The sequence below is a fragment of the uncultured Sulfitobacter sp. genome, from assembly GCF_947502895.1.
Lineage (GTDB): Bacteria > Pseudomonadota > Alphaproteobacteria > Rhodobacterales > Rhodobacteraceae > Sulfitobacter.
The window spans coordinates 41,683-55,873 of record NZ_CANNBM010000003.1; the positions used below are offsets into that span (position 1 = coordinate 41,683).

General features: G+C 53.7%; 9 protein-coding genes. 5 read left to right on the forward strand and 4 right to left on the reverse strand.

Annotation, left to right across the window (positions count from 1 at the left end; genetic code table 11):
• Nucleotides 1–33: 33 nt before the first annotated feature.
• Nucleotides 34–1,077 carry a hypothetical protein gene (locus Q0903_RS13275; RefSeq protein ID WP_299416173.1) on the reverse strand — a complete coding sequence of 348 codons (1,044 nt, stop codon included), beginning with the start codon at nucleotides 1,075–1,077 and terminating at the stop codon, nucleotides 34–36.
• A 102-nt stretch (nucleotides 1,078–1,179) separates the two neighbouring features.
• On the opposite strand from Q0903_RS13275, the gene Q0903_RS13280 reads away from it, so the two are divergent.
• Nucleotides 1,180–2,298, forward strand: a complete 1,119-nt coding sequence (locus Q0903_RS13280; protein WP_299416784.1) for a serine protease — start codon at nucleotides 1,180–1,182, stop codon at nucleotides 2,296–2,298.
• 399 nt (nucleotides 2,299–2,697) lie between these two features.
• On the opposite strand, the gene Q0903_RS13285 is transcribed toward Q0903_RS13280, so the two are convergent.
• A complete protein-coding gene (locus tag Q0903_RS13285; protein WP_299416176.1) occupies nucleotides 2,698–6,633 on the reverse strand; it encodes a hypothetical protein in 3,936 nt (1,311 codons plus the stop codon).
• A 186-nt stretch (nucleotides 6,634–6,819) separates the two neighbouring features.
• On the opposite strand from Q0903_RS13285, the gene Q0903_RS13290 reads away from it, so the two are divergent.
• From Q0903_RS13290 to Q0903_RS13305, 4 genes are all read left to right on the forward strand, one after another.
• Nucleotides 6,820–7,470, forward strand: a complete 651-nt coding sequence (locus Q0903_RS13290) for a hypothetical protein (RefSeq protein WP_299416179.1) — start codon at nucleotides 6,820–6,822, stop codon at nucleotides 7,468–7,470.
• The gene (locus Q0903_RS13295; protein ID WP_299416182.1) at nucleotides 7,467–7,859 is read left to right on the forward strand and encodes a hypothetical protein; all 393 of its coding nucleotides are present in this window, start codon (nucleotides 7,467–7,469) and stop codon (nucleotides 7,857–7,859) included. The genes Q0903_RS13290 and Q0903_RS13295 overlap by 4 nt, the downstream gene beginning before the upstream one ends.
• Nucleotides 7,860–7,940: 81 nt before the next feature.
• Complete coding sequence (locus Q0903_RS13300; protein WP_299416184.1) at nucleotides 7,941–9,131, forward strand: hypothetical protein; 1,191 nt, start codon at nucleotides 7,941–7,943, stop codon at nucleotides 9,129–9,131.
• A 167-nt stretch (nucleotides 9,132–9,298) separates the two neighbouring features.
• Entirely contained in the window at nucleotides 9,299–10,438 is a 1,140-nt protein-coding gene (locus Q0903_RS13305) for a hypothetical protein (protein WP_299416187.1), read from the forward strand.
• 353 nt (nucleotides 10,439–10,791) lie between these two features.
• Here Q0903_RS13305 and Q0903_RS13310 read toward each other — a convergent pair whose 3' ends face one another.
• A complete protein-coding gene (locus Q0903_RS13310; protein WP_299416190.1) occupies nucleotides 10,792–12,492 on the reverse strand; it encodes a hypothetical protein in 1,701 nt (566 codons plus the stop codon).
• Nucleotides 12,489–14,186: a hypothetical protein gene (locus tag Q0903_RS13315; RefSeq protein WP_299416193.1), complete on the reverse strand. Its 1,698-nt coding sequence runs from the start codon at nucleotides 14,184–14,186 to the stop codon at nucleotides 12,489–12,491. The genes Q0903_RS13310 and Q0903_RS13315 overlap by 4 nt, the downstream gene beginning before the upstream one ends.
• Nucleotides 14,187–14,191 lie beyond the last annotated feature (5 nt).

Consider the following 14,191-nt stretch of genomic DNA (forward strand, 5'->3'; position numbering starts at 1 on the left):
GCTCCGTTCTATTTTTTGGCCGTGTCGCGTTGATCAACTTACTTTGCGGGCGGCGATGGCCTTTGAAATTACATCGTGAAAAGCACGGCCAACACCCGCGAAACCCGGTGTCGTACCATGGATTTCGTCGTTCCAATCACCCAGTTCGCGGAGCGTGCCGCGGCAATTCACTACCCAGATACCAGTTGTGGAGGAGTCTCCCGAAACATCTGCCAGCATGTCGTAAAGACGGTCTATCATGTGGATAAGGATATTGCGGCGCAATTCGTCATCATGGATATTCCGGGCCGCAAAAGCACGGCCAAGCCACTGGTCCTTGTCGGCATACCGCGGGTTCCTCGGGTCGTTGGTTCCCCAAGGATAGGGATAGGGATAATCATACCCGTGAAAGACGATCGGCAGCGTCTCCAGCCCTCTCTCGGCGCGGACAAGGCCGACGACACGGCGATACCCCGTCTCCAGCATGACAAGCCGCCGGTCGAGTTCCGCATGATTGATATGGCCTTCCACATCCGAAGCATCGCCGTTGAAGCTCAGCAATAGCGACTCCAGCATGGGCAGCTTGGTCACGGGGTCTTCGCCGATGATATCGTTACCGGCCCCCGAGAAAAGAAAAACGTCCGCCTTGCTGCGCATCCGGCGCAACTCTGTCAGAAACTCGGCACCGTGGCCAATCCCTGCCCCGTGGACCATATTCTCCAGCGTGTCGCCTGCCGCACCGAGGGACCAGACGTTATACACCTGAGACAAGTAATCCACTGTTTCCTGAATAAGGAGCGGGAATTGAAACCAGCTGTCTCCCTCTGCGACAATAGTAGGGCGATCCGGAAACTTTTTGACGCTGTCAAAATAGCGGATGCGGTGGCGCAACCGGGCAAGCCCGTTACCGATTTGCATTGCATTTTCGAGTTCTTCGTCCGCTGCGGTTTGCTTGACCGTCTCCGTGTTGATCACGGCATGAATATCAAACCCACCTGCGCCCTTTTCCAAAGTGAAATACTCAAGCAGTTCCTCGTCCGTGGTTTCGGGATCACGGACTTTCGCTACAAGTTCCAGATAGGTAATTTCATCGGTCATAATGCTCGGCCTTGGGGAAAATGAAGTTCTACATTAAGGTGTATCTTAACGAGATCGTTTAATTTGTCGATATTTTCCGAAGGGGAGCACATCTTGAAAACTGTGAAATTGACAGATCTTGACGACGAAACAGCCTTCGACAGCCTGCACAGACTGGACGATTCCATGGACAGGCTCCTTGCCCATGAACGCAAGGTCGAGCGGGCGAAGAAGCGAACCGAGACGGAGTTCGACCGGATTATGGCGCTGCGCGACCGGTTGACGAAGGGCGGCGCACCCCGACCTGGCGCCTCTCCCGCTCCACCGCGCGCCTCTGGGCCGGAGCGGGCGCCCACAATCGCGCGCCGGCGCACGGTTCTGGCAGCCGATATTTCCGAAGTCCTCTTTCAACAACGCCTGGTGGGGGCTACCAATGACATCCACTCGATCGAATTTCTCGAACGCGGCCTGATTGCGAAACGCCCTGTCGGCAAACTTATGAAAGGCACAAAGGGGGTCGGCACCGGTTTTCTGGTGGGAAATGACCTGTTGATGACTGCGCGACATGTCCTGCCCAGCGACGCCGAAGCGTCTGATTTGAAATTCGCCCTCGATGACGAAGAGAATTTCATTGGAACGCCGGTGGCCGGTCGCATCTACGACCTTGATCCATTCCGGTTCTATTGGGAGGACGAGAGCCTCGACGTTGCGATTGTTGCCGCCTTTTCCACAGATCCGGCCAATCCGGCGCTGTCCGATTTTGGAACGCTCCGGCTGACCGATGCGGATAACGCGATCCGACCCGGGGCGGCGGTGACCATAATCCAGCACCCCAAAGGAGAGCCCAAACGTATCGTTGTACACAACAGTCATTTCGTTTCGAATGATGAAAGTGAGTTCGCGGATCTCACTTGTTGGTACACTGGCGACACCGAAAGCGGCAGTTCAGGGTCGCCTGTTTTTGATGCGCAATGGCAGATCGTCGCGGTACATCGCCGTTTCATTCCCGAAACCAACGAGAAGGGCGAAATCCTTGGACCAGACGGACAACCGATCACGGTCGAAGGTGGAACAGCCAGTTCACTGGATGAATTGGCGAAGGACCAGAGGATCGCGGTCTACGCAAACGAGGGCGCACGTACCTCTCGGATCATACAAGCATTGACCTCCAGCGTTCTGGAAGACGCCGACATGGACAAAGTTCGACAGCAACTGCTCGCAATCTGGGCCCGTAGCCACTGAACAGCCGATGAGAAATTATAACAGAACGTCTACATTTCGCGCTGTAACCGTATTGCCAACCTTAAATGATAGAACCGTTACATCTTTGAATGGATCGAGGCGGCTTAAGGCCTCTCCAGTCAATGGGTATGGGCGTATACCCCCATTTAAATGATATTAGCCTTCGTTCTGGATCCTTGCAAGAAGCACCAAAAGCAGCGTTTGGTACAATAGAATTATTGATTATTTTGACTGCAGAAGGGCGCAACCGTCATAGCCTACTTTTGCTGACGTACTCGGTGTGACGGCCAACTCGATCTCATCATCAAAAAAATTGGATGTTTTCTAGTGATATTAAGCCAACACCAGTCTGTAGCCAAATAAGGTTGGCTTCACAGAGAGTACCACTTTACCTATCGTTTACTTTGATGCCGCATACTCACGTCTCAGTAACAGGGCAAAAAGATTAGGTTTATCGCTGTGCTTTGCATCTTTAGTATCCTGTAGCGGTAAAGTGGATTGGTACATTCCGTTAACTGGCTCTTGCGCGGCGACGATCTTGGAAAGCCACTCGAGATCTGTATTCGACAGGTCCCTGAGCCATTTGGCTTTTTGGGAGTCTTTCGTGACTTCGGCGCGCTCGCGCAACAGTCGGGCTCTTTCCAAATGCAAAGGCCACCGGCTCTTATAGTCTCGACCCTGCTCTAAGATAAGACTCTCCGCATGCGCCAAATGCGCTGTCGCAAAGTTCAGGGCTTCGAGCCTATGGACGCCCTCAACTGCTATTCGCAGGAAGTTACTTTCTAAAATCAGCATGGCCGCCCGCTCTGCAGGAAAGGCGTACACATGTCGACTGGTATTATCAATAAGCGCACGTGTTTCGACCAAGAATGGTGAACGTGTCACGGCACCACCATTCGCTACAAACTGAGAGTGCAGTAAAAACAAGGTGCGGCAATGATTGCGCGCGCCACGTCCTTCGGCGAGATATGCCGGAGATAGCGGAGCCGCATCAAAGACTGCCAGCCTGAGCGCTTCTGCAAGCCGCTGATATGCCAGTGCGGAGTATTGAAGGATCAGAAAGTTCGTCTTTGTACCGACAATCACCTCACTGAAGGGCAAGCGGTGGATTTGCCCGAGGTCAGTTTCGCGAAGTTCGGTTGGTTTCTCGAGCGACATGTCCGAGAAGAACTGGCCGGAGTCATCGTCACGCAAAACAGAAGCGAGCAAAAAAGTATATTCTCCGACCCGTCTCAGGACCCGCGAGGCTTCAGCCAAACAGTTTACCTTCGATAGGCTCATAAGCTTTGTGTCGGGCAGGACTTCAATCAGCTGCTCTGAAAGGTCTGGGAGATTTTTGTCCGATGATCCGGGCTTTGTGAGCGCCATACAAGCCGTAGCATCCGCAGTCATCAAATCCCTAAGATTGGCCAGATCGACCGCATCCTCGATCGCAAACTCAAGAACCTCCTCTGTTGAACGAGGGTCAGGGTGTGGTCCAGGAAGATCCCGCAGGGCACATAGACTGGTGCGCAGAGCTTCCATTTTGAGACGGTGTTGAGTTGCATCCCCAAGGGGGCTTACTGTTTCGGCAAGCGACTTTTGTGTTGACGTGATGCGCGCGGATTGCAGTGTATCGTTAGCATGTCGTTGTTTCTCCATATATGAATTTGTTAAAAATTTCGCTTGGGTGACCTGACGGCGCAGGACCGCTGCAATATCTGAATCTTGCGGCCATACTTCGCTCTCTGGGCTCACTTCCACACTGTCTTTCTTGTAAAGTCCGTTCAGGACCGGACTGTCAGGTGCAAAAAGCCCCTCAGAGTAGATTCGGATGGTCCGGTCCAATTTGTTTAAACGAGCTCTACTCCAGAGCAAATTGGGGGCCTCAAACAGCTGTAAAATCTCACTTTTCAGGGATTCATAGCCGAATCTGCGCGACAATCGGAAAAGGGGGGGCGCCTCAAAAACCTGCAAATGGCAGAAGAAATACAGCCAGGCCCAATATTCCCACGCACCTTTTGGCCCGACCTTGGCCGTGTCGCGTAAATCGACGGTGGGACTACCGTCCGGTTTGATCTTGCTGATGGTCAAGACATCGAGTTCTTCCGATCCGACCACGGGTAAGGACAACAGGCCAAAATAGATACCTGACAGAAAGCGGCGCCAAGGCCGAATGGATTTAGCGCTGGCCAGGTCTTCATGCCTGAAAACCGCCCCTGCCTGCCAGAATGCCTCGTCCGCAAGCATGCGATTGGCATAGCAATACTGCGCAACCGTCACTTGTTCGTCCAGCTTATCGCGTGCTATCCGGTGAAAAAGTGGCAAGGTAAACGTGAGCGAACCGGAGCGCAGGGCTCCTCCCATTTCTACCTCCAAATCGGGGCACCAACCTTCTCGTGTCAATTCGCTGGGATGCGGTCCTTGGGGACGATCATGCTTATGCAAAGGCGTCTCGAACAGATCGTCCTGATATCCTTCATAGATCACTGCAGGCATCTGCGTGAGAATAAATGCCAAAGCCTCCTGAAACTGTTTGCGGAAGACTTCTTTGCGATCGGCCTCGTCTTTCGGGTAGGGTTCCACATCGCGATCAGCCTCGTCTTCGGGGTAGGCCTTCGCAACTGCCCAATTTGCAGCATCTTGCGCTGTGAACAGCGCATCCGGCGATGCACTTTCCAACATCTGCCACATGATCCGGAACAGCGTCTTGCGATGCATCCCGTCTGGTGACTGGGCGATCAAAAACACTATGCGCGCAGCAAGCTTATTGCTGGTAGCCAGATCTCTGAACAGTGCGTCCAGCAGATGGCCTGTCCGGTCCGATCCTTTTTCCTGCACGGTCGCCTCAATAAGGCGTCTGAGCTTGAAATCGTCTCTCTCCTGCAGGGCGATGATTGCGTCAAGCACTGCATAATCCGCATCGCGGAATATGTTGCTTGTTACATCGCTGAACTTCGCAATAGCGGAGTGATTTTGAAGCCCGTGCGAGCGCACAATGAAAGGCCAGTCACTGGAAGCAGGTTGAGGCAGTCCCTCGTAAGGCAGGCTTTCGCCAGGCAGGTCCTTCTTTTCAATGTGCTTAAATTGGCTCGGCGGAATGTAGCGGCCCGTATCGCCAATTTCCTCCAAAGGGAAATCACTCAGGACAAGTATTCGGTTGCGAGACCACCTCTCCCAATCATCTTGGGTTTCAAACGCTCCCATCGGCGGGGCAACAAGCTGGCTCAACAGTCGAAGCACATGTTTGTCCGCAATAACACGTTCCAGCAAAGAGGCCGATTGACCGGACTTGTCTAATGGCCGGTGTTGGCACAGACCATCAAGGATCAAAATCTGAGGTTGCTCGGTCATATGTTTGCGCAAATTCTGAATGACATCTGCCATCGGCGCTGTATGCGGCAAGGGCTCTGCATCACGCACCGTACCAAGGCCACCACTATAGAATGCCTGCAAATAGCCGAGTAGTTGGGACATGCCCATTGGCTTGAGGCTTTCCGCAGGTGAGTCCGGTCGCAGGTCACCCATCAAGGGCAGGTACAACGGGCGGCGCGTTTCTGTCGTTTGGGAATTGCGCTCTACCGCAGCAGTGAACGCCCTCGTAAACTCCTGACCCAAGGCAGACAGTCCTTTTGGTTGATCGGGGTCCACAATGTTATAGATCAGCGGCTGTACGCCATCGTCCATGACCCAGTCTTTGAGACGGTCGAGCAACTTGCTGCGGGCATCGCCCTTTTGAAATCTTAAACGGCGCCCTGTGTCGAAGGGCTGGTCCCATGTCTGCTCGCACTTCAATCGCGCAAGTAGGGTCGTGAAGGCGCCCGGGCCGACCATATCCTGCATGCAGAAGGCATCAATCGACACGTTCGTGCGTTCAAGCTCGCGTTTGAAGAGTTCCGGAACAGCCAGACGCCAGAGTTCTTTAAAGCTATCCGCTTGTATCTTACTGCGCCTACCATTCAGGCTGAGCAGGCGCTCAACTTTCTTATACGGATCACGGACAACCCGTGTCGTGTTTCCGACGCGGTAGCTTTCGGCGAACTGCCGAACAGAGTGTTGAGGCGCATAATAGAGCAAGGCAAAAGCCTTCATCGTCTGGCCAAGTGCGAGGCCATAGCCACCCTTGGCCAGAGAGACCACATCGACCAGACTGTCCGGGCGGCCCGCGACTTTCCCTGCAAGCGCGCCATCCGGTGCATTTATGACACTTTCGAGGTGCTTAAACAGGTGCCGCCTAATATCTGCAATGGTACGATCCCGACGATAGTGTAACAGCAGTTCAGCTGATTCTTCATTAAGAACCCGCCAAGTGTCAGCGAGTGCGATCCTCTGAACTTCTTTGTCGAGGTACGCCATTTCCGTGACACCCAGAGATATTTGCGTCACGTAGTGTGTGCATTCTTATTCACATTAGAGCATATATGACTCTCTGAGTCACGCGCCTGTAATATAATCTTCATATTTTTCTGCCATTGTGCATGAACTGGCGACCCAAAGTCATTGTCCAAGTGATTTTCTACTCTGACAGAGAGGAGAATCCCGATGATCAAAACAACCAAAAATACAGCATATGCCGTGCTGCTGGGCCTGATGCCTCTACACGCATCTGCATTCAGCATCACCGATGCGCTAGAACAGTTCCTGCCAGCAGAGCTGACCGGCATGGGGCAGTGCGAAGCTCCGGCGGATGAGCCGTTTTTTCAGGCGACCGGCTGTACCGGTCACATGCAACACATCTGGAACGAAGATCATGCATCCCTCAAGGGCGCGGAGGCGCATCTGCTGCTCTGGGCCAATGGTCTCGTTCCGTCTATGACCAGTGATACGACCTTCTTCACCCAAGGACCGGCTTTCATGGCCAGCTTGCCGCCGAAGCTGCAGTTCAATCTGCAAATGGCGAACTTGCGCTATCCCGAAACAGCGCTGATCAGCCTGCATGACCAACTATCGATGGTGGAGAAAGCACTTGGTCCTGTCTGGCGGCAAATGGCAACTGAGCGTGCGGATGTGCCCAACATGATCGGTGCGATTAAAGGCGGTCTGCGTCAGGCGGGCCTTGACGGCAAGCCCTCGATCGTTCTGGGCATGATGGGTCGCCATGATGGCTACCACATCCAAAGCTGGGCGATGAGCGACCCGGACGCCGCCGCAGAATTCATGGCGCGCCTCGACCGCCTTCTGGTGAAGCTGTGAGCAGCGCGCAGGCGCTTAGTGTACTTGCCATCGCTGCTGTACTTAGCACGGGTGCGGTTGAGTTGTCGCTTCAGAGGGAAGTATCAGGTCTGGCGGCATTTGCAAAAGGCGGAGGGAAGTTGAGCGGTGCATTCGGCAAAGCGACTCAGACCGGTCGCACGCATACGGCGCCCAAAACCTTTACCAAATCTGCGCCCAAGACCCCCAAGGTCAAGGGCGGGCTGAAAAACACCAAACCGATCACGCCCATCTTTAATCCTGCGGCAAATCCCGGAGGTGGCGGCGGCGGGAATGGTGGCGGTGGGGGAAAGGGCGGCGGCGGGAAGGGAAGTAATGGCAACCCGACCCCTACTCCGAAGCTGCCTGTTTTTCGCCCGGGAGGCATATAGCGCCACACAAAAACTCCGGTGCCTGTAACAGTTGGGCACCGGCTTTTCTCAAACTAAAAAAGAAGACAAGGGAGTGAGAATATGACGTATCAGAATAGCCTTTTCAAAATGACGAACGTAGATGAGCTTCGCGCCCAACTGCGTGATATCACGATGACCGACAGTGAATTGCGGGAAATGGTATCTTCAGGCTTGAAAGAGGAAGAGGTCGAGGCCGTTTTGCGTGCAAGAGCTAAGGCGGTCAATGCGGGTGTGCTTGTGACAGCGCAGAAGATGACCGCAGACAAGCAGGTACAACTCGAAGGTGATCTGGCGCGCCGCGAGGCCGCAGAGAGCAGCATCGACATGACGCCAGAGCGCAAACTTGCGCGCCGTGGTGTGAACGAGACACGCATGAGTATGCTCGGCTGGATGGGTATGATCTGGGGCTGGCTCAAGGCCTCTGTATTCGTCGCTTTCGGGGGAATTTTGTTTGCTTATCTGATCAACAAGGCGGGGATCTCGCTTGCCTACTCGGAAAATCTTTGGCTCTGCCTCGTTGCGGTATCGCCCGTATGGATCACCTCGCAGGTGGTGTATAAATACCTCTGCATGCCGCAGGAACATGCCGCGCGCGGCCGCCGTATCCAGCGCTGGTACCGCTTCGGGTTGATGATCTTCGCACTCTGGACAATGCTGGCGGTGCCGGGATACCTCGGAGCAAATGGCGGGCTTTCAGGGGCTGCTTCCGAAGATTTTTCCAACCTGCTTGATGATACTGTTACAGCCGCTCCGGTTGCGTGGCTCGGTCAGGTATTTGATGTCATGGACATGATTTTCGGAGATGGCGTTATCGGCACCCTTGCTGTGATCATCCACCTGATTGCCGATGTGGTTCTGGCGGGTTCCATTCTGGCGGGTGTCGACCACGACTGGAAAAAGAGCCGCAGCCCCGTAGAGAAAGCTGACGATTCAGTGCGTCATGGCTATAGCCAACTTGCAATGATCCAGCCGCGCATTGATCCCCTGCAGGAGGAACTCTCCGCGCTTGGCGGTATCACGGCGGAGATCGCCGCCAAAACCGAAGAGTTCGTTAGCCTGTCAAGCAAGCGCATTGCTGCCTTCCGCGTCAAGAATAACCGCATGCGCGTTGTTGCCGAGGCTATCGCGGACAACTTCTTTGCCGATGGCAAAGACGTGGCCGATATGGTGACGATCAAGTCGCCTGATGCAAACTCTACTCATGCCACTATGCACTCTGCGACAGGCAAATCGGCTCATTCGTTCAACTAAATGGACCCGTCCTGCCCTTCACCACAGGGGAGCAGGCACCAATACCCCTACTGTAAAGGACCAAGAGAATGTTGAAATTATCATCCCTAAATTCCGCTTTTCTGGCCGCCTGCTTTGCCTCGTTTTTGGCAGGCACGCCTGCCGCCGCAGCGGACAAGACACTGCTTGTGATCTCTGACAGCTATGACAAGGCGCAGTCCACCGAGGTTATCCGCTATGTCCAGATGGTGGCTATCCAGTTGCCGGATGGCGGATCATTCAGCGTGCTGGATGGGCCAAGCCAGCGCGAAATTGCAAGCTTCACCATGCCAGTAGGTAAAGAAGCGGAATTCTTGCGCAGCTATCCGAGACGGATGCAGGAGGTGCTGATGCCGATGTTCAAAGAACTGGCGCGTCACCTCAAAGGTGCCATGTCCAAGCAGGCGAACGGCGACAGCGCCGCACAGGGCCAGCTTGCGCTGCCTGATATGATGGCTGATCTTGGTATGTTCGTCAAAGGCGGCGAAACGGTCATCTTCATGGGATCAGCACAGTTTTATGATGGGCGATATCCTGGTTTTTCAACCTTGAATGCCTACCCTGATGCGGGCAACGCACGGCTGGAACCGGCCCAAAGTCCTTTTGGTGCCGAAGGTGTGGAACTATTGCCGGATGGGGTGGTTTTCCACTTTTGTGACATGGCGGAAGGTTATGACAGCGTGTCGCACAGTGAAGGTGTGCAGGACAGCTGGCTTCGCTTGATCGATGCTTACAACGGCAAGGTGGCAAGCTATATGATGTTGACGGATCGCTGCATCATCCGCGCCATCTCTGGCATTGTCGACAATGCGCCGGAGGTGCCGCGCACGCCGGACAAGGGAAGCATCCAAATGTGGGGCCCTCGCACTATACAACCCTCTCAACCCACGCACACGTCGAATTCAGCGCCATTCGGAGGCGGCGGTTTAAAGCCTAAGGTAGATGATATTCCCAATATTGACGGGGCACAGGCGCGCAAACTGCAAGACCTGGTCACTCAGGGCAAGGGAAAGCTAATGCGTGTGGCCTTTTGGGACACGGCGCAGGAAGATGGTGACCAGATTGATGTCATCATCGGGCAAGGGCCTAACCAGATCAATTTGCGGATTGAACTCACCCATAAAGAGGTGTGGTATACTGTTCCTGCCACCGCCAAGGGTATCGAGATCCTCGCAGTGAGCGAAGGCGGCGGTGGGGGCGTCACACTTGGTATTCGCACAGAAGATGGCTTCGTAAATCAAAGCCCAAAGCTTCGCAAAGATCAGCTATTTTCTCTCGCCATCAAGTGAAACACACAAATGGGCTGGGATATACCTCAGCCCATCTACCCCACCTCGTCTCAGTCAGATTTCTACGTCATCCTGTTTTGCACAACATTAAGCATGGTTTTGGCATAGTCACTGGTCTACCCTGCAGTGATGAATAACCGAGTAGGACGACCAATAGCTTCACTCATCGCATGCAACTTGGTCTTGATCGTGTCGAGGTTTCATTACGGTCTCTTTCGAGCAATGTTTGCTATGAAAGGGGAGTAAGAATGGAAACTGGAAACATAGACGAGTGATGCAGCGCGCTTCGCAGCGGTCAGTAGATTGACCCGACCGCAAGCGGCCTCTGTTTTTGGGAAATCGCCTTTCGACCTCTATTCCTTATGGTCACCCTTTACTTGATCAAACCAAAAGTGAGGTGGCAGTGGCAGACGATGATGTCGGCATGCTGTTAAAAACATCGGAAACATGCCACGTTTAATGGCATCAAAATTAAGTATCTCGCCATGTTCCTTTGCGATCTCTTGAATCTCAGTTGACAGGGAACCTTTCACTTCATCAAGCCGAAGGGAAGGAACTGGAACCGCAGTGCCGATGCTATGGCCGGTCCGCCATATCGCATCATCGGTGCCCTCGTGTGGGACCCAAACCTGTAGGGTCATATGCGCCAGATTTTCATCAACAACCGTCTGAAGCTCCGCAAGTTCGCCTTTAGCCCCAAGCCTTTCAAGTCCAACGAGGATAAACGGCACAAGCACGCTGCCTGTCGTCGATTTCTTGAAATAGGTATCGCCGCGATCAATCAGATGTTGGGCCAGATGCCGGTAATCCTTTATGCAAGTGACCCAGTTAGAACAGCGGATGTATCTGTAGCTCATCCGAGAGGCAACTTCCCGCAGATAGCCATCAGCGCTTGCTAAACGCCCGCACGCCTGCGCCAGCAGCATCACCATTCCAATTTCGATTTGGTGATCATCTTTCACAGGGGAAAGCAGAGTATGATTGTTGTTTATCATCGAAATCACAAGGTCGAGGGCCTCATCACGCTTGGCAAGATGTGCCGTCTGTTCCTCCCCATCAGCGCGGCAACCAATCGCATGATGCCAATGTCCAAGCAAAGCCATGCGACCAAGTGCTTCAAACACTGAAAGGTTAACATCCAAGGCAGACCGAGACCGAACAGACGCTGAAAGAGCATGCATTTGTCGCGCATGGGGACCGATCTTTTCAATCAGAAGTTTCTGACTGATCGTGAGGTAGAGCGAAACGATATTGTCGAAAATCTCTATCCGTTCAGCACGCCGCTTTCTCTTTTTCTTCGGACAGCGACGGACCGCATCCCAAGCGTGCATCAATGCCAGTTCACATGCACGATATGGTGCATCCAGATTACCTGCATCCAAACCATTGCTTGCCAATATCCAAAGACAGATCAGCATTTGCCGGAGGCGTGTCGTTCCCTTTTTCCCCCGATCCAGGTCGTCCGTCAGTACATCCAGCAAAGCACGGAAATTTAAGTATGCGTCTTCCGGCTCGCTTACCAGTGCGACGGCTTTCTGAAAGTATAGCCGGTGATCCGGATCAAGCAGCTCTTGTTTTAAAATCCCAGAAAGGATCAGGTTTGCCATCCTGTCGCCGTTCCATTCTCGAAAATGAAGCATGTCGGCAGTATTGTTGGCGACGAACCCACTCCAAGCGGATCTAATACCCTCCTGAATCTCGCCACCCATGCAAACACAAATTGCGACAGGCAACTTTTTATACTGCTCGGGCACCCTATTCGGAATGTAATCGTCCATCACTTCACCCAGCGACGGACGGACGGCCTGAATGGTGCCGTCCCAATCCGCGCGACCAAGATCACCGGACTTGATGACGAACAACATCAAGGATTTTTCACCGTCCGCATCCGGATCGGGGCCGACCGCTGCTACATCGACACCAGCCTGCCGTCCTCCGATGCGTGGATGATGGATCACCTCATACCCAAGCTCGCTGAGAAGCTGCGGTAGCAAAACATCGAGGCCACCCCGTTCTTTCATTTCTTGTAAATGCTGGCGGACAAGAAGCTTCATTTTGAAACCTTCTGCTCATGACGAAAGACTTCAAGCAGCCACTCTGTTCCGACTGGATCGAAAATCAGCCCTCGTGGCAATTCACTGCTGACAGACATTTCAGCCATGTTCACGGTCTGCGGACGGCGCTTCCCTTTATCGTCCATAATGCTGAAGCTCGAACGATCACCATAGAGCAAAGTTTGCGTTGTGAAAACGTCTGCGAAAATTGAATTCTCTCGCGCTGCTTCATGCATCCGTTCCGCATCCTGAGCCTCCTGAAAGCGAACAAGCCCACGCTGGCCAGATGACGGCTGAAGTTCGACCACCTCGCGTGCTGCATCAAAACCGTCCCACACCACCTGCGCCCTACTCAATGCGGTGCGTATTGCGTCATTTCCCGGGGCGTCCGTTTCTGTCTGCTGTTCAAGCCAGTCCTGCAATGCTCCGCCATAGTTTAGCAGAAGCGGGTCAAACAGAAGTTCAGCAACATCGTCACAAGCCGCACCTTCACGGCGCAGAACAGCAACGATCCAAGATGCTGCCGTCATCGGCGAAAGAAAGAAATGACCAATCGCTTTGCGACATACAAAGACCTGATCAGCTGCATCTTCAGGAAGCACGTCCGGGGAGACCTCTAAACACGGCGTTTTACGATTGATTTCGGAAATGTGAGAACCCAGTGCAGAGCACGCATGAAAATCGCCCGACAAGAGCCATGCGGTGACTATTCGAGCGCGATGATCATCGCCAGCATTTTTCTGTCGAGACAGGATACGACCCAAGGCTTCGTTCCCGATTTCTCCTTCTGTCACCGACAACAGATTGAACAGTGTTTCAGACACTTCAATCGGGCGGGATGACCAAAGCTCCTCAAGAGCATCGTTTATCTGTCTGACTGTCCCGCCATTTTTGGGGTCCACGTCAAGCAGGCCCTTCAGGCAGATTGAAATTTCGGTGTCGGTCATTTTAGCGCCGTGCCAATAGATCGCCGTTGCGATGAGGTGAACGGCAATCGGTTCCTTAGAGGCGGCAAGTCTTTCCAGCGCAGATGCAAATCCAGCTCGGTCGACTTCCGGAGCCTTGCTTGCGATATCAAGGGCAGCCTTCACCAACGAGGCAGACTCATCAATTCCAACCTTTTCCGCCGCAGCCAAGATCAATTCAACCGCGCACGCAGACTGCCCAGCATCGAGTGTCATTCGAGACAAGGCGAGGACCCCGGCTGTCTGCTCCGCGCCGCTCGCGTCCGCGGAACGAAACGCTTCATCGGGATCATCTTTCGCTTGCAAGGCAAAAACCAAGTGCTCCTGCGAAAGCACATCACCACCACGCGCAGCGGCAATAACTTCGTCGGAGCGACGTTCATCGGCGGCACACCACTCTCGAAACGCTGCGTTCGGCTGGTTTGCCGCCAGATCATCCCCGCCCTTGTCAACAAGCGCCTTAACCAACCGCATGACTTCGAAAGCAGTCACCGTAAGGTGCGGGATTACCTCGCGCAAAATGATCTGCACCTCGAAGAATTCCGCGCCCTCCATTTCCGCTATCATGCTCAACTCATCATCAGCGAGCAGGACATTCCGCGAAGATGCGCCGCGTGCAAGGGCTGCAATCAGATCATGGTTTTTGCGATCGGAACGCCCAATCGCTTTCGCACCTGCGATCAGGCCTTCGGTTCGTCCAATCTGTTCAGGTTCAGATTCGCTTATCATCTCAG